Source organism: Oscillochloris sp. ZM17-4, from assembly GCF_019599295.1.
GTDB lineage: Bacteria > Chloroflexota > Chloroflexia > Chloroflexales > Chloroflexaceae > Oscillochloris.
In genome coordinates, this window is record NZ_JAIEWN010000003.1 from 1 (window position 1) to 16,897 (window position 16,897).

Genomic DNA, 16,897 nt, shown 5'->3' on the forward strand with positions numbered 1-16,897 from the left:
AGCGTGAGCCAACTGTTACCCTGACTCGGCCCTTCTGAAACCTTGTCTAAGCGACAGAGGCGTTTCTGCTGCTGCGCCCCTAGTCTGCGGCGGCCCGCTGACCCTCAGACGCAAAGAGGATATCGCGCAGGAAGTGGCCGGTGTGCGACCCCTCGGCCATCGCCACGTCCTCGGGTGTGCCGGCGGCCACCACGTAGCCGCCGCCGTCCCCGCCCTCCGGCCCCATGTCCACAATCCAGTCGGCCGTCTTCACCACATCCAGGTTATGCTCGATCACGATCACCGTGTTGCCGGCGTCCACCAGGCGGTGCAGCACGCGCAGCAGGTGCTGCACGTCGGCGAAGTGCAGGCCGGTGGTCGGCTCGTCGAGGATGTAGATCGTGCGGCCGGTGGCCACGCGGGCCAGCTCCTTGGCCAGCTTGACGCGCTGGGCCTCGCCGCCCGAGAGCGTGGTGGCCGGCTGCCCGAGCTTGATGTAGTCCAGCCCGACATCGTGCAGCGTCTGGAGGATGCGCCTGACCCTGGGCACGTTGTCGAAGAAGTCCAGGGCCGTCTGCACGTCCATATCGAGGATGTCAGAGATCGACTTGCCCTTATACTTGACCTGGAGCGTCTCGCGGTTGTAGCGCCGGCCCTTGCACTCATCGCAGCGCACCCAGACATCGGCCAGGAACTGCATGTCGATCTTGATCTCGCCGTTGCCCTCGCAGGCCTCGCAGCGCCCGCCCTTCACATTGAAGCTGAAGCGGCCGGCCTCGTAGCCGCGCAGCTTCGCCTCGGCCGTCCCGGCGAAGAGCTGGCGCAGGATGTCGAACAGCTTGACGTAGGTGGCCGGGTTCGATCGCGGGGTGCGCCCGATCGGCTGCTGGTCGATATCGATCACCTTATCGAGGGCGTCCAGGCCGTGGAGCGCGGCGTAGGGGCCGGGCTTGAACTGGGCCTTGTTCAGGCGGTTGGCCAGGGCCGGGTAGAGCGTCTCGGTGATCAGCGAGGACTTGCCGGAGCCGGAGACCCCGGTGACGGTGACGAAGGTGCCGAGCGGGAAGCGCACGCTGACATCGCGCAGATTGTTCAGGGTGACGCCCTCGATGCTGATCCAGCCGCCCGCGGGGGCGCGGCGTAGGCCGGGCACGGCGATCTCCATGCGGCCGCTGAGGTAGGCCCCGGTGAGCGAGGTGGCGTGCTGGGACACGTCGTGGGGCGTGCCGGCCACCACCACCTCGCCGCCCTTGACCCCGGCGCCCGGCCCGAAGTCGACCATCCAGTCGGCGGCCTGCATCGTCTCCAGGTCGTGCTCGACCACCACCAGGGTGTTGCCGAGGTCGCGCAGGCGCAGCAGCGAGCCGAGCAGCTTGCGGTTATCGCGCTGGTGCAGGCCGATGCTGGGCTCGTCGAGGATATACATCACGCCGACGAGGCCGGAGCCGATCTGCGAGGCCAGGCGGATGCGCTGGGCCTCGCCGCCGCTGAGCGTGGGCGCGGGGCGCTCCAGGGTCAGGTAGTGCAGGCCGACGTTGCGCAGGAAGCTCAGGCGCTCGCGGATCTCCTTGAGCACATCGCCGACGATCTCGATCTGGGTGGGGGTGAGTCCCAGCGAGCGGCCGTCCTCCATGCCCTCGGCCAGCTCCAGCGCCCACTGGTAGGCCTCGCCGATATTCTTGGCGCAGACCTCGCGGATGCCCTCGCCGGCCACGCGCACCGCCAGGCTCTGCGGGCGCAGGCGGGCGCCGGCGCAGTCGGGGCAGGGCTGCTCGCTCATATACTGGGTGTAGTACTCGCGCTGCGAGTCGCTGCCCGTCTGCATGAAGCGGCGGCGGATCTCGGCGGCGACGCCCTCCCATGTGCGGAAGAACTCGCCCCGGCTGCCGCTCTCGTTCTCCCAGGTGAAGCGGATCTTCTGCTTGCCGCTGCCGAGGATGACCGCATCGCGCTGGGCCTGGGTGAGCTGGCCCCAGGGTGTGTCCATGTCGATCCCGTAGTGGGCGGCGATCGAGAGCAGCGACTTGGCGGCCCAGGAGTCCTTCTTCTTGCGCACCTCGCCCCAGTAGGTGATCGCGCCATCGTTCAGCGAGAGGTCGCCGTTAGGCACCAGCAGGGCCGGGTCGATCTCCATGCGGGTGCCGAGGCCGGTGCAGGTGGGGCATGCGCCCTGGGGCGAGTTGAAGGAGAACATCTGCGGCGAGAGCTCGGGGAAGGAGATCCCGCATGTGAGGCAGGTGTTGCTCTCGCTCATCAGCCAGTCTTCGGAAGGGCTGAGGGCTGAGGGCTGAGGGCTGAGGGGCTGGACGCTGACGATGATCGTGCCCTCGCCGACGCGCAGGGCCTGCTCGACGCTGTCGGTCAGCCGGGTGACGAATCCGTCCCACTCGCTGCCCGCGCCCGAGGCGGCGAAGCCGGCGCCGGCCTCGGCATCCAGGGTGTTGGCCTCGGCCTGCTGGCGGTCGGGCATCACGAGGCGGTCGACGACCACCTCGATCGTGTGCTTGACCTTCTTGTTGAGCTTGATCTCATCGTCGAGGCCGCGCACCTCGCCATCGACGCGGACGCGCACGAAGCCCTCGGCCTTCGCCTCGACAAAGATATCCTTGTACTCGCCCTTGCGCTGTGAGACGACCGGGGCCAGCACCATAAAGCGCGACCCGGCGGGCAGCCCGAGGATGCGGTCGACCATCTGCTGGGCCGTCTGCGAGGCCACGGCGCGACCGCACTGGTGGCAGAACTGCGTGCCGACGCGGGCGTAGAGCAGACGCATGTAGTCGTAGATCTCGGTGACGGTGCCGACCGTGGAGCGCGGGTTCTTCGATGCGCTCTTCTGCTCGATCGCGATCGCCGGCGAGAGGCCCTCGATCAGATCGACCTTGGGCTTCTCCATCTGGCCGAGGAACTGGCGGGCGTAGGAGGAGAGGCTCTCGACGTAGCGGCGCTGGCCCTCGGCGTAGAGCGTGTCGAAGGCCAGGGAGCTCTTGCCCGAGCCGCTCACCCCGGTCAGCACGATCAGCTTGTCGCGCGGCAGCTCGACATCGACGCCCTTGAGGTTATGCTCGCGCGCGCCCTTGATGACGATCGTATCTTTTCCCATGGATGCTCCTGGGCTAGGTCAATGTTGAATGTTGAATGTTGAATGTTGAATGTTGAATGTTGAGTGTTGCTCTGCGCTGGGGCTCAGCTTAGGCTACAAAGAGGGCGTCGTTGGCCCGCTTTGCGCCAGGTGTGCAGACGAAAGCGCCGCCAGCGAGCAGGTGCTTCGAGTGGCGGCGCAGTAACGTTGTATGAAACAGCCGTGCTGTTAGTATACCACAATTTAGGGGCGCAGCAGCGTGACGCTGCTGCGCCCTTACCTTTAGTGCGCCAGGTGCTGCTCGGCCTCGATGGAGACGCCGGCGCGGGCGGGCTCCAGGGGGGCGGCGCCGGTGAGCTCGGGGCGGACGGCGGCCGAGATCACCAGGCCGGCGGCGGCGACCAGCAGGGCTCCGCTGAAGTAGGGCGCGGCCGGGCCGATCAGGTCGAAGATCAGGCCGGCGAAGAGCGGGCCGGCCACCATCATCAGGCTGTTGAAGGCCTGGACGCCGCCGAGCACGCCGCCCTGCTCCTGGGGGGCCACCCGCCGCGAGATCAGGCTGGTCAGCGAGGGCGTGGCCATGCCCGAGCCGGCGGCGAGCACGCCCATGGCCGGGTAGAGCGCCCAGGCGACCGGGGCCATAGCGATCCCGGCGAAGCCGACCACCATCATGCCCAGGCCGGTGATGGCCAGGCGGGCCTCGCCGAAGATCGGCAGCAGCTTGCGGATGAGGAAGCCCTGCATCAGCACCGCCATCAGGCCGATGAAGGCGAAGACGAAGGCGTTCTCGGTCGGGCCAAAGCTGAAGCGCAGGTCGCTGAAGACGGCGAAGTTGTTCTGGAGGCCGGCGAAGGCGAAGTTCAGCAGCAGCACGCCGGCCAGCAGCGGGCGGATGCTCGCCTTGCCCACCACGGCGCGCAGGCGGGTCACCGGGTTCATCTTACGGAAGGGCACGCTGGTGCGCCGCTCGGCCGGCAGCGACTCGGGCAGGCGGAAGAAGCCGAAGATCACATTGCCGAAGGTCAGGGCGGCGGCGGCGAAGGCCGGGGCGGCCAGGCTGATCGTGCTGAGCAGGCCGCCGATCGCCGGGCCGAGCATGAAGCCCAGGCCGAAGGCCGCGCCGATCAGGCCGAGGCCCTTGGCCCGATCCTCGGGCGCGGTGATGTCGGCGATGTAGGCCTGGGCCGTGCTGATGTTCCCGCCGGTGATCCCGTCGAGGATGCGGGCGAAGAAGAGCACCGCCAGCACTGTGCCGACGCCCAGGGGCAGCAGCTGGTCGGCTAGGCCGAAGACGATATAGGAGATGCCTGTGCCGGCCAGGCTGATCAGCAGCACCGGCCGGCGGCCGAAGCGGTCCGACAGGGCGCCCAGCACCGGCGAGAAGACGAACTGGAAGAGCGAGAAGCTGGCGGCCAGCGCGCCGACGATCAGGGCGCGGCTGCTGGAGAGCCAGGCCGCGTCGGCCTGCTCGATGATCTTCACGTAGTATGGCAGCAGCGGCACCACGATGCCTACGCCCAGCAGGTCGATGAAGACGGTGAGGAATATGAAGATAAGTGGTGAGCGCTTGCTATTCACAGGTTTCTACCTCGTAGATGTTTGAGCTCGGGATATTTCCTTGTGCAAACTATAACACATTTGCCGCACCTTTGTCAATACCTTGCACAGGTATATGCACAGGATCATTGCATTGAATGATCCAAATGCCCCGCGCATGTGGTAACATGGCACATATTGCGCCGCGAGCGCGCAACATTCCCTCCCAATGCCCGCTCCCGAGGTGTCAATGCCCTTCGCCGGCTTCTCAACCGATGGTCTCGTCGGACTGCCGCCCGAGCTGTTCAGCGAGGTGCTGCCGGCGATCACCCTGGCCAGCGAGCTCAAGGTCACGCTGCACCTGTTCTACCGGCTGAGCCGCCAGCGTGGCACGCCGCGCCGCCTGAGCTGGGACGATCTGCTGGCGGACAAGACGCTGCGCCGCTCGCTGCGGGCCGTCTCGAAGCTGCGCCCGCTGGAGGATCTGCTGTCCGAGGGGCTCGACGCGGCGGTCCACCGGGGCAGCCTGCTGCACCTCGTCGCGCCGGCCGGCGGACGGGTGAGCAGCTGGTACCTGGTCAACACGGAGGCGAACCGGGGCTGGGCCGAGCAGATGGCCCTGGCCCACGCGGCCCTGGCACCCAACGAGGCGCCCGCCGAGCGGCCCTCGCTGATCGGCCTCTACGAGCAGAATATCGGCCTGGTGACGCCGATGTTGGTGGATGAGCTGCGCGAGGCCGAGGAGCGCTACCCGCCGGCCTGGGTCGAGGATGCGATGCGCGAGGCCGTGCGGGCCAACGCCCGCTCGTGGCGCTATATTCGTAAGGTCCTGGAGAGGTGGGCCACCAATGGACGACAAGATGCGCCGGATCGCGCCGGGCGACCTATCGATATCGAGAAGTACACCGGCGGCCAGCTCGGAGGGCTCTACCGACGCGGCGGCGACGACACCGATCTCTGAGAGCGTCGGCGACCCGAACTGCCCGACCTGCCGCGGGGCCGGGTTCTATGTGCGCGATGTTCACTACGGGCACCCCGACTTCGGCCAGCTCATCCCCTGCCACTGTAAGGACGATGAGATGCAGCGGCTGCGCAGCCTGAAGCTGCTCAAGATCAGCAATATCGAGCCCTTCCGCGACAAGACCTTCGAGAACTTCGACCGCGGCATCCCCGGCGTGGTGCGGGCCTTCTCGCGCTGCGTCGAGTTCGCCCGCAACCCGCGCGGCTGGCTCATCCTCTATGGCGGCTATGGCTGCGGCAAGACCCACCTGGCCGCCGCGATCGCCAACGAGGTGCTGAAGATGAACTCCGAGGTGCTCTTCACGGTCGTCCCCGACCTGCTCGACCACCTGCGCTCGACCTTCGGCCCGAACTCGGAGGTGGACTACGACGAGCGCTTCGACCAGGTGCGCCGGGCTAAGCTGCTCGTGCTCGATGATCTGGGCACCGAGAATGCCACCCCCTGGGCCAGGGAGAAGCTTTACCAGATTATTAACCACCGCTATAATTATGCTCTCCCCACGGTGATCACCAGCAACCGTGACCCGAAGGAGATCGACCCGCGCATCCTCTCGCGCATGGAGGATGTGGCGCTCTGCCCCGAGCGGATCATGATCGAGGCCGCCGACTACCGCCGCCTGAGCGTCGAGCAGCGCTCCGGCGCCCGTAAGCGCAAGGCCGAGGGCCGCGCGGGGCCGACCGGGTCGCGGAATTGGTAAGGAGCTTCCCGGAAGCTCGGTTGAAGAAAGTACTGCCCGAATGGTACGACATTTCCTCTCTGTGACCGACCTGAGCCGGGCCGAGGCTGAGGCGCTGCTCGACCGGGCCGCCGCCCTCAAGGCGGAGTGGCACGCCGGCGGCAAGGGCGTCCACCCCGGGCTGCCGATGCAGGGCAAGACCCTGGCCCTGGTCTTCGAGAAGCCCTCGCTGCGCACGCGCGTGGCCTTCGAGGCCGGCGTCACGCAGCTCGGCGGGCACCCGAGCTACCTCTCGGCGAACGACATCGACATGGGCGGGCGCGAGAGCGTGCCCGATGTGGCCCGCAACCTGAGCCGCTGGGTGCAGGTGATCGCCGCCCGCGTCTTCAAGCGCAGCACGGTTGAGACCCTGGCCCGCTACGCCACGGTGCCGGTGATCAACGCCCTCTGCGATGTCGAGCACCCCTGCCAGGCGCTCGCCGATATGCTCACCCTGCGCGAGCGGTTTGGGCGCACCCAGGGCCTCACGCTGGCCTATGTGGGCGACGGCAACAATGTCTGCAACTCGCTGATGCTGCTCGGCGCGACCCTTGGCGTGAGCGTGGCCGTGGCCTCGCCGCCCGACTACCGGCCCGACCCCGAGTTCGTCGCGCGGGCCGAGGCTCTGGCCGCCGATAGCGACGCCACGATCACGATCACCTCATCGCCGGACGAGGCGGTGGGCGGGGCCGACGCCGTCTACACCGATGTGTGGACCTCGATGGGCCAGGAGCACGAGTCGGCCCGCCGCCGGCCCGCCTTCCAGCCCTACCAGGTGGACACGGCCCTGATGGCCCACGCCGACCCGCGGGCGGTGGCCATGCACTGCCTGCCGGCCCACCGCGGCGAGGAGGTGACGGCAGAGGTGATCGATGGCCCGCGCTCGGTGATCTTCGAGCAGGCCGAGAACCGGCTCCATGTCCAGAAGGCTCTTGTGCTGACGCTTCTAGAATTGTAGATTGCAGATTGTAGATTGCAGATTGGGCGAAGGCCCGGCAATCTACAATCTACAATCTACAATCTGCAATTCAAAACGCTATGGCAGGAAATCGCGCAATCTTCGAGCGGGCGATGGAGCAGAGCCGTGAGGCCGCCCGCGGCGGACGTTGGGAAGACTCGCTGAAGAGCGCGATCCGCGCGCTGCAGGAGTTCTCCCAGGACACCGATGCCCGTATCGCCGCTGCGGTGGCCCTGTTCAACACCGGCAAGCTCGACCGTGCCCTGCAGATCTTTGAGGATCTGCGCGCGTCGGATCAGAATAACCCGTTCTACCTGGGCTATATGGCCCAGTGCAATAGCCGCCAGGGGAACGTGAGCGCCGCAGTGCAGAGCTACCGCAGCCTGGCCGAGCTGCATGTCAGCCAGCGCCGGCCCGCACAGGCCGTCGAGCCGCTGCGCGAGCTGCTCGCCCTACGGCCCGACATGGATGATCAGCGGCGACGTCTGGCGCGGCTCTATGAGGAGCTCGGCGCCGTCCGCGAGGCGGCCGGCGAGTATCTCATCCTGGCCCGCCGCCTCTATGACTCCCAGCAGCTTGACGCGGCCGCTGAGACTGCCGAGACGGCGCTGCGGCTCGAGCCGAACTCGCGCGAGGCCAAGGATCTGATCGTCACCCTGCGCGATGCGATGTCGCGCGCCGCCGGGATCCAGCCGGCGGCGCCCGCCGCCCCCGGCAGCGGCGATCTGCGGGTGAGCACGAGCGGGATGACCGGCGCCCTCCGCTCGCAGCAGTTCCAGATCGAGAAGCTGATCGAGCAGGCGATCAAGAAGCAGGAGGCCGGCGACTCCAGCGGCGCGGCGGAGCTGTACGAGCAGGCGGTGGAGGCCGGCCTCGAGCGGGCCGATGTGCTCTACTCGCTCGGCCTGATCTACCAGGAGCGGGGCGACCACCGGGCCGCCGTCGGCGTGCTCAACCGCGCCTCCTCCGACGCCGAGTACGCTCTCTCGTCTCACTTCGCCCTCGGCCAGAGCCACCGCGAGCTCGGCCAGCTGCCCCAGGCCGCCCAGGAGTTCGAGCAGACGATCGGACTGGTCGACCTGAACTCGATCGGCCGCGCCGAGGCCGACGACCTGATCAACATGTATGAGTCGGCGGCGACGATCTATAGCGAGATCGGCGATATCGCCCGCGCCGCCGCCCTCTACTCGACGCTCGCGTCCTTCCTGGAGAGCAAGCGCTGGGGCCGCGATCGGGCCGCCGAGTTTAAGGCGCGGGCGAAGGAGCTCTCTGAGCGCAATATGTTCGCCAAGCTGCGCACCCTTGGCACCGGCAGCCTGACCCCGCAGTCGGAGCCGGATGCGGTCTCGGCGCCCGAGGAGGCGATGCCGGAGAGCTGGGGCAAGATCCGGCCGATCACCGACTTCCTGCGCAACGACCGCCCTGCCACCACAAGCAGCCTCGGCACCCGCGCCCAGCTTGATCCGAAGCCGATCTCCGAGCCGCTGCTGATCCTGGAGACGATGCCGATCGCTCCCGCCGAGCCGCGCTTTGCGCCGAGCACCCCCATCGATACGACTGGCCTCGACCCTGAGACCGAGGGCTGGGTCACGCTCAGCGGAAAGTACCTCGACCAGGGGCTGATCGAGGCCTCGCTGGACGCCTGCCTTGAGGCGATCCGGGTGAATGTGGACTACCTGCCCATCCACCTGCGGATGGGCGAGATCTACGAGCGCCAGGGCCGGCCCGAGGAGGCGCTCTCCAAGTATCAGCTGCTGATCGACACCTACCGCGTGCGCAATGAGCCCGAGAAGACGATCGATGTCTACTTCCGCTTCATCGGTCTGTCGCCCGATACGATCAACGCCCGCGCCCGCCTGGCCGAGATCCTCAAGGGCGCCGACCGGGTCGATGAGGCGGTCGAACAGTCCATCCACGTCGCCAACAACTACTACCGGATGGGCCAGAGCAACAAGGCGCTGGAGGAGTACCGCCGCCTGCTCCAGTGGGCGCCGAAGAACCGCGATGTCCACATGCAGTACGGGCTGGCCCTGCTCAAGCTGGAGCGATTTGAGGCGGCGCTCGGCGAGTTCCGCAAGGCGATGGAGCTCGGCAGCCCCGACGACCTCGTCGCGATCTCCCGGCTGAATATCACCCTGGCCCTGATGGGCGACCAGCCCGCCGATGTGTGGGACTCGCTGGCCACGCTGCTCGACCAGATCAAGCAGCGCCCCCAGGAGTTCAGCCATGTGCAGTCGGAGTATCGCTCGGCCCTGCTGATCTCCGACGCCAGCATTCTGCACTATATCCTGGCGATCATTCAGCAGCACTCTGGCCAGCATAGCTCCGCCCTGCTGGAGCTTGAGCAGGCCCAGATGATGCTTGAGAGCGATGCGGACCCACTGCTGCACCCGGTGCTGATCTACCAGGCCGCCGCCGATAGCTATATTGCGATGGGCAAGGCCGAGGAGGCCCTGGCCCAGCTGCATAAGGGCCAGGCCGTCGCTGGGCGCAACCCCGCGAACCCGAACATCACCCACACCTTCGCCGTGCCCCTGGCCAAGGGCGAGCTGGCTCGGCGCATGGCCGAGGCCTACGCCGCCACCGACGACCTCGACGGCGCCGAGCAGGCCCTCGTCGAGGCGAAGAAGCTCGTCCCCTACGACCGGGCGATCCACACGAAGCTGGCCGATGTCTACTTCCGCCAGGGCAAGCTCGGCGAGGCACTGGCCCAGCTTGAGGAGCTCGCCACCTACTACGAGGAGCGCCAGCAGCTCGACCGGGCGATCGAGATGCTGGAGTACGCCCTGAAGATTGCGCCGAACCATATTGCGATCAGCGGGCGCCTGGCGCGCATGCAGCTGCGCCGCGGCTACCTCGACAAGGGCGTGGACGGGCTCATGCGCGCCGCCGAGCTCCAGCGCAAGGCCGGCCAGCTGAAGGACGCCGTCGCCTCGCTCCAGGAGGCCGCCCAGGTTCACTGGATGATGAGCGAGCACGAGAAGGCCCGCCACGTCTATGATAAGATCGTCCAGATCGCGCCCAATGATATTGAGGCCCGCCAGTGGCTGGCCCTGATGCACACCCTCGCCCGCCGCACCGGCGAGGCCGTGGCCGAGAAGAAGCAGATCGCCCGCATCTTCGCCCAGCAGCGCGACTACGACGGCGCGATCGCTGAGCTGCACCAGATCATCGGCCTGGACCAGAAGGATCTCGACGCCTACTATCTCCTTGGCGATATGCTGATGCGCCGCGAGGAGTACGGCCAGGCTGTCCAGCTCTACGCGCGCATGCTGAAGATGGAGGGCGTTGAGAAGGGGCGCATCGAGGCGCTGGCGACGGCCGCCAACCGCATGCTCCAGCAGCGCCAGTCGCAGATCAAGAGCTAGGGGACAGGTAAGCAGTTTTTTTGTGGGAGAGCGAAGCTCTCCCACACCCTCAGCGACGTCACTGCTTCCACATCGGCCCGGGCAGATGATCGTCGCGGAGCAGATGCTCGAAGAGCGCGGGGGGAAGCGGCTCGCTGTAGAAGTAGCCCTGGATCATATCGCAGCCGACGCTGTGCAGGAAGTCGCGCTGGGCAACCGTCTCCACACCCTCGGCCACGACGCGCATGCCGAGCTGGTGGGCCAGGCTCATGATCGCCATGATAATCGCCCGCCCGCTATCGTCGCGCTCGGTGCCGATATCGGACACAAACGAGCGGTCGATCTTCAGGATGCTGATCGGCAGACGCCGCAGGTAGCCGAGGGACGAGTAGCCCGTGCCGAAGTCGTCGATCGCCAGGGTCAGCCCGAGCGAGCGCAGCCGGTCGAGCATCTGGGTGACGCTGGAGCGGTCGCCGATCAGCATGCTCTCGGTCAGCTCAAGCACGATCAGGCTCGGGGCGAGGCCGCTCTCGGCCACGATGGTGCGCAGGCTCTCGACAAAGTTCGGCTGTGAGAACTGGATGATCGAGACATTCACCGACATAAAGATGGGGCGGCCCGGGCGCTGCCAGCGCTGCACCTGACGGAAGGCGTTCGCCATACACCATGCGTTAAACGGGATGATCAGGCCGAGCTCCTCGGCGAGCGGGATGAAGCGGATCGGCGGGATCATGCCGAGGTCGGGGTGCTTCCAGCGCAGCAGCGCCTCGGCGCCGACGATGCGGCCGGCCATGTCCACCTTGGGCTGGTAGTAGATATCGAGCTCATTGCGCTCCAGGGCGCGGCGCAGGTAGTTCTCCAGGCGCAGGCGCTCCAGGGCGGTTTGGTTCGTGTCCGAGTCGAAGAACTGGAAGCTGTTGCGCAGGGTGTTCTTGGCGCGGTACATCGCCGTGTCGGCGCAGCGCTGCAGGCTATCAGAGTCCTCGCCGTCGGCGGGGTACAGGCTGGCGCCGATGCTGGCGCTGACAAAGAGCTCGTGCCCGGCGATGTGGAAGGGCGGCTGGAGCAGCTCGTGGAGGCGATGGGCCACCTTCGCCACCTGCTGGGGCCCGGTGATCTCGGTGAGCACCATCATAAACTCATCGCCGCCCCGGCGGGCCAGCGTATCGGCGCTCCGCACATAGCTCTCGAGGCGGCGGGCCAGATGGATGAGCAGGGCGTCGCCGATGGTGTGTCCAAGCGAGTCGTTGATCTGCTTGAAGCGGTCGAGGTCGATAAACAGCACGGCGATCATATTGCCAGACCGGCGGGCGGACTCGATCGCCCGCCCCAGATGATCGTCAAAGAGCAGCCGGTTCGGCAGCCCGGTCAGAGCGTCGTGGTGGGCCTGGTAGGCCATCTGGTGGGTGTGCTCCTGCTGCTCCATGGCGATCATCAGCAGCTGCTCTGCCAGCTCGACCACCTGGAGATTATCGACATCTAGCGGCACGGGCACGCTAAGGAGGATCACCAGCACGCCATTGAGCCGGCCCGTGTGGGAGTGGATCGGCGCGAGCCAGCAGTCTTTCAGGCCTGTATCGGCGACAATGTCCGCTATCTCGTTCCAGCGGGCGTCTCCGGGAGGGCATCGCACGATCTTCCCGTACCCCGCGCCATCGGACAGGCGGCTGTCGGCGCGCATGCGCGACCACACATCCAGCCGCGCCAGCGTATCGTCCGGCAGATCGGGGCGGGCAAGGTGCTGCACCGGCACATCCGCGAGCGCCAGGGAGGCGTAGATCAGGCCCAGGTAGTGCTGCTCGATCATCACGAGGATCTGCTGGATGACCACGCTGATCGTCTGGCTACGGGCCACCAGCTCAAGCACCTGCCGGCGCTCGTTGCTGAGGATCTCGGCCTGCTTGCGGCGGGTGATGTCCTCGTGGGCCACCACCACCCGGAGGTGATCGCCCTCGCCGAAGCGGGTGACGCGCAGGGTGAACCAGTGGTGTTGATCCGGCGCGTGGCAGGGGTAGTCGAGGTGGAAGTGCGTCTGCGCGCCCGCGATCACCGCCCGGATGCCGGCCGCCGCCGCCCTAGAGATCGGCGCATCCTCACCCTCGGACGCGTCGCAGATGGCCAGGTAGTTGTAGCCCACGCCGCTGCGGTACGGGTTGTAGCCGGCGCTGCGCGAGAACTCCTGCCAGGCCTGGTTCACCGCCACGATCATGCCGTCCTGATCGAGGATGGCGATATGGGCCGAGAGCGCGTCGAGGGTCGAGCGCAGAAACTGCTGCGACTCGATCAGCAGCAGCTCGCTCCGCCGGCGCTCGGTGATATCGCTGAGGGTGGCCAGGAAGGCGGGCCTGCCGTCCAGAGTCAGCGGCTGGACGCGCATCAACACCAGGGCCACGCTCCCGTTGGGGCGGATGATCTCCAGGTCGGTCGTCTCGTGCGATGCGAGGGGGAAGCCAAAGGGGAACCCCTGCAATTCATCGCGGCTGCGCCCGAACAGAGCCTCGGCGGCACGGTTGGCGAAGCACACGACCCCATCCGCATCGAGGATGAGCTGCGGGTCGTTGCCCGTAGTATTGATCGCGCGCAGGAACGTACTGTCGGTCATGGCAGTCGCAGATGGTGGGCTGTAGTGATCTGCAATACTCGAATAGCCCTCTTTCATCGGAAGACCTCGCCCTCGGGGATGGCGTGTCATGAGACGAGCTTATACCCCGGTGTCATCTTTGAACAGGTTGCCGAGGCGCTCGATCTCGCTCGGCGTCGTGTGGGTAAACTGCCCAGAGAGGATCCCCGAGACCGTCCGGAACGTCTTCCCGATATGCAGGCCGCCGCCGTCGATCATGAACTCGCGGATCTCCTTGTCGTGGGCAGAGCCGCGCATCTTCAGCACGGTCATGCCGCGGCGCATCTCGCCGAAGAGCTCGACATAGCGCATGAGGATGATCGAGTCGGTGATCGTCGAGATGTGGGCCTCGGTGATCGAGCTCCCGCCCAGGAGCATCGGCGTGGTGGAGGTGAACAGGCCGACCACCTCCTGGTGCTTGATGAACGAGGTCAGCCCGATCACAAACTCGCGGAAGCCCTTCATCGTCGAGACGCGCTCAAGGGCCGAGAGGCTGTCGATCGCCACGCGCTGCGGCCGGAAGGTCTCGAGCTCATTCTTCATGATGATCAGCTGGTCTTCCAGGCTGGCCGCCTCGGGGTAGTTACAGATCACCCGCATCCGGCCGCTGGCCTCGTACTCCTCGAAGTCGAAGCCCCAGCCGGTGGCGTTGCGGAAGAGCTGGTCGCGGCTCTCCTCAAAGGCGAAGAGCAGCACCCGCTCGCCCTGGGCGGCGCCCGAGGCCAGGAAGGTGGTGGCCATCAGCGTCTTGCCGGTGCCGGTGGCCCCCGACACCAGGATGACCGAGTCGCGGAAGAAGCCGCCGCCGCACATGCGGTCGATATCATCGTTGCCGGAGCTGATGCGCAGGTTCGAGGAGCGCTGCTTCAGCTCGATCGCCGAGAGCGGGATGACCACCACGCCCGATCCGGGGATGACCGTGAAGGGGAAGCTGCCCTTCTGGTGCGAGGTGCCGCGAAACTTGAGGATCTCGATCGTGCGCCGGCGCTTCTCCTCCTCGATCGGGTTGCGCAGGATCACCACATCGTCGGTGACAAACTCCTCCACGCCGTAGCGCCCGATCTCGCCATACTCCTGGGTGCGCTCGGCGGTGAGGATGGCCGTCACCCCCATGCGGCGCATCGCGGCGACGATCCGCAGCAGCTCGCTGCGGATCATCTGGCTGTTCTCCATCCGCGCGAAGATCGCCCCCAGCGAGTCGAGGACCACGCGGGCGGCGCCCACCCGGCCCACGGCGTAGGTGATGCGGGCGAGGAGGGCGCCAAGGTCATACTCGCCGCGCACGATCTCCTCGGCCTCAGGCTGCGGCGAGACATCGACAAAGGCCCACTTGCCCTGGGCCTCCCAGGTTGCGATATCCCAGCCGAAGCCGACCATGTTGCGCCGCAGCGCCTCGGGCGTCTCCTCGAAGGTGATGAAGACACCGGGCTCATCGAACTGCTGGATGCCGGCGGCGAGAAACTGGGTGGCGAAGACCGTCTTCGCGCTGCCGGCCGTCCCAGAGACGAGCGTGGTGCGACCGCGCGGCAGCCCGCCATTGGAGATATGGTCGAAGCCTGGAATACCGGTGGGAAGCTTCTCAATTGGGGGGGTCATGGGAAACACGGTCATAGTCTTGTATGTGTGCTATGAGATCAGAAGAGCTACCACCGATTTGTTAGCCCTGGAGGAACGCCCGCGCATCCCTGGCGGGCACATGGCGTACGGAAGCGAACAACGCTGTATCATGAGGGCAAGCGCGCCGGCGGCAGGCCGAGGGCGGTGAGCAGGCCATCGGCGTCGGCGAGATCCCCAATGATCCGGCGCTGCGGCAGCGGGGACTCTTTGATCAGGGTCGGCGTCGCAAATATTTGACGCTCCTCGGCCTGCTGTGGATCTGTCAGCACATCGACGATGACGAGCTCACACGGGTAGCCGGCAAGGCGCTCGACAATGAGCACTTGGAGTGTAGCTATAGCATGCTCGGTGCGCGGCGTGCGCCCAGCGATAAAGAGCTGAAGAACAATCGTGCTCACAGAGATCAGCCTGTCACTTTCATCGCGAGATTATCATAACTGAAAATTGACAATATGCAAATATTCATACCACAACTCCATCACGGTAGTACGTCACAAGGTAGCCCATCAGCTGGAGCGCGAGCACCCTTCCATCCTCAAGGTAGGCCTGCTGCCGGCTGGGCGAGGCGTCGATGCTGCGGGAGCGCAGCGCGGCCAGGTGGATCTCGACCACATCGCGGGCCACGGCGTGCTGCTCGCCGAGGCGTACTGCCAGAGCGCGCGCCGAAACCTGAATGTTGGGGGCGGTATCAAAGCTGCGGGCCTCGATCGCGGCATCCAGCAGCGCGCTGTACTGCTCGACGCAGTCGAGGAAGATGGCGGGGCTATCGACACGCAGCACCGACTCGGCGCGCTGCGTGCGGGCGACGGATCGCCCCGTGCCCGAGATCGTGCTGACGGCGAGCAGCTCGCGCTCGCGGGCCTGGAGCTGCTCACGCAGCGCATTGGCCTCGGCGACGGCCCAGCCGTGACGCCGCTGATCCGTAATATCCGTGTGCGAGATCACCAGGCCACGTCGCTGGCCGTGCAGCGGCACCGCCCGCATATGGAACCAGCGCTCCTCATCGGGGGAATCGGCGGAGTACTCGTGATCAAAGAAGGGCAGCTCGCCGTTCAGCACATCGCGCATGCCCTGAAGCACCCCGGGCGCATACTGTGAGCCGACGCCGGTGGCGGTCAGGCAGACATCGAAGTAGTTGACGCCCACCCCGGTCTTGCGCAGCTGCTCGTCGCCGTGCGCGACGGCGAACTGATGCCAGGCGTCGTTCACCATCACAACCACCCCCTGGTCATCGAGCACCGCGATCCGCTGGGCGAGCGAGTTCAGGATGGTCCGGCTGAAGCCCTCAGCGTCGCGCAGCGCCTCCTCGGCGCGGCGCTGCTTGGTCACGTCGCGCAGCACGATCAGCTGCGCCGGCTCCCCGTGCCATGTGATCGCCGCCGTCCGCATCTCCGTGATCAGCAGGTTGCCCGATGGCCGCAGCAGGCCGATCTCGGCGACCTCGCCAACCATAAACGGCAGGCCGAAGATCCGGCCGATCAGATCCTCGGCCCGCCGGTGCAGGAGCGCGGCGGCGACCGGGTTCACAAAGCGCACCCGTCCGTCGCCATCGACGATCAGCACCCCTTCAAGGCTCACATTCACCACCGCCTGAAGCCGCGCATCGGCATCGGAAAATGCTACAAGCTGGTTGTCTGCCGAATCCATCCGCGCGCCTCCGCAGGTGCCATCAGGCCAATAACCTCCTATATTAGCCTATTCCACCATGATGATCGCCATAGAGGTGCCTGTCAAGCGCAAGTATTGCGAGATCGCAACAAAAAGTAGTTAGCGCGAACAAGCGCTGGGCTAACCTGTGCGCGTCGGTGCCTCGGCTGGCGACTGAAGTCGCAGCGCGGGGGCCTCTGGCCAACCGCCCGCCTCCGCGGGCGGCGTCGGCGTCGGCGCAGACCGACGCCCGGCGCGCAGCGCCGCTCCGGCGCGACTTCAGTCGCCAGCCGGTGGGGCTTGACTCAAGACTTATTCGCGCTAAGGCATGGTTCGTAGCAGCTTTACCGTTTGCCGCCGGGCAGCCCTCACCCCCCA

The 16,897-nt window shown here is 66.6% G+C and carries 10 protein-coding genes; 4 read left to right on the forward strand and 6 right to left on the reverse strand.

Going from position 1 to position 16,897, the window contains the following annotated elements; genetic code table 11:
- Window positions 1–79 precede the first annotated feature (79 nt).
- The gene (gene uvrA, locus K2Z83_RS03395) at window positions 80–3,079 is read right to left on the reverse strand and encodes an excinuclease ABC subunit UvrA (RefSeq protein ID WP_220593784.1); all 3,000 of its coding nucleotides are present in this window, start codon (window positions 3,077–3,079) and stop codon (window positions 80–82) included.
- Between the two features lie 261 nt (window positions 3,080–3,340).
- Window positions 3,341–4,636, reverse strand: coding sequence for an MFS transporter (locus tag K2Z83_RS03400; protein WP_220593785.1), 1,296 nt, complete (start codon window positions 4,634–4,636; stop codon window positions 3,341–3,343).
- A 208-nt stretch (window positions 4,637–4,844) separates the two neighbouring features.
- Here K2Z83_RS03400 and K2Z83_RS03405 point away from each other — a divergent pair, with 208 nt between their 5' ends.
- From K2Z83_RS03405 to K2Z83_RS03420, 4 genes are all read left to right on the forward strand, one after another.
- Window positions 4,845–5,555 (forward strand): DnaD domain-containing protein, encoded by a 711-nt coding sequence (locus K2Z83_RS03405; protein ID WP_220593786.1) that lies wholly within the window; start codon window positions 4,845–4,847, stop codon window positions 5,553–5,555.
- Window positions 5,443–6,312, forward strand: a complete 870-nt coding sequence (locus K2Z83_RS03410; protein WP_255603233.1) for an ATP-binding protein — start codon at window positions 5,443–5,445, stop codon at window positions 6,310–6,312. Before K2Z83_RS03405 ends, K2Z83_RS03410 begins: the two co-directional genes overlap by 113 nt.
- 40 nt (window positions 6,313–6,352) lie before the next feature.
- The gene (gene argF / locus K2Z83_RS03415) at window positions 6,353–7,288 is read left to right on the forward strand and encodes an ornithine carbamoyltransferase (protein WP_220593787.1); all 936 of its coding nucleotides are present in this window, start codon (window positions 6,353–6,355) and stop codon (window positions 7,286–7,288) included.
- Window positions 7,289–7,368: 80 nt separating this feature from the next.
- Window positions 7,369–10,656, forward strand: a complete 3,288-nt coding sequence (locus K2Z83_RS03420) for a tetratricopeptide repeat protein (protein WP_220593788.1) — start codon at window positions 7,369–7,371, stop codon at window positions 10,654–10,656.
- Window positions 10,657–10,714: 58 nt separating this feature from the next.
- Here the strand turns inward: K2Z83_RS03420 and K2Z83_RS03425 are convergent, their stop codons facing one another.
- The 4 genes from K2Z83_RS03425 to K2Z83_RS03440 form a co-directional block, all read right to left on the reverse strand.
- Complete coding sequence (locus K2Z83_RS03425) at window positions 10,715–13,237, reverse strand: bifunctional diguanylate cyclase/phosphodiesterase (protein ID WP_220593789.1); 2,523 nt, start codon at window positions 13,235–13,237, stop codon at window positions 10,715–10,717.
- Between the two features lie 99 nt (window positions 13,238–13,336).
- A complete protein-coding gene (kaiC, locus tag K2Z83_RS03430) occupies window positions 13,337–14,851 on the reverse strand; it encodes a circadian clock protein KaiC (protein ID WP_220593790.1) in 1,515 nt (504 codons plus the stop codon).
- Between the two features lie 128 nt (window positions 14,852–14,979).
- Window positions 14,980–15,270 (reverse strand): circadian clock KaiB family protein, encoded by a 291-nt coding sequence (locus K2Z83_RS03435; RefSeq protein WP_220593791.1) that lies wholly within the window; start codon window positions 15,268–15,270, stop codon window positions 14,980–14,982.
- A gap of 64 nt (window positions 15,271–15,334) precedes the next feature.
- Window positions 15,335–16,519: a PAS domain-containing protein gene (locus K2Z83_RS03440; RefSeq protein ID WP_220593792.1), complete on the reverse strand. Its 1,185-nt coding sequence runs from the start codon at window positions 16,517–16,519 to the stop codon at window positions 15,335–15,337.
- Window positions 16,520–16,897: the final 378 nt, after the last annotated feature.

What these genes read in the sequence shown, in the direction of transcription:
- K2Z83_RS03420 (WP_220593788.1), top strand. Translation starts at nt 7,369, where the DNA reads ATGGCAGGAAATCGCGCAATCTTCGAGCGGGCGATGGAGCAGAGCCGT.
- K2Z83_RS03410 (WP_255603233.1), top strand. Translation starts at nt 5,443, where the DNA reads ATGGACGACAAGATGCGCCGGATCGCGCCGGGCGACCTATCGATATCG.
- K2Z83_RS03405 (WP_220593786.1), top strand. Translation starts at nt 4,845, where the DNA reads ATGCCCTTCGCCGGCTTCTCAACCGATGGTCTCGTCGGACTGCCGCCC.
- K2Z83_RS03440 (WP_220593792.1), bottom strand. Translation starts at nt 16,519, where the DNA reads ATGGATTCGGCAGACAACCAGCTTGTAGCATTTTCCGATGCCGATGCG.
- argF (WP_220593787.1), top strand. Translation starts at nt 6,353, where the DNA reads ATGGTACGACATTTCCTCTCTGTGACCGACCTGAGCCGGGCCGAGGCT.
- uvrA (WP_220593784.1), bottom strand. Translation starts at nt 3,079, where the DNA reads ATGGGAAAAGATACGATCGTCATCAAGGGCGCGCGCGAGCATAACCTC.
- kaiC (WP_220593790.1), bottom strand. Translation starts at nt 14,851, where the DNA reads ATGACCCCCCCAATTGAGAAGCTTCCCACCGGTATTCCAGGCTTCGAC.
- K2Z83_RS03425 (WP_220593789.1), bottom strand. Translation starts at nt 13,237, where the DNA reads ATGACCGACAGTACGTTCCTGCGCGCGATCAATACTACGGGCAACGAC.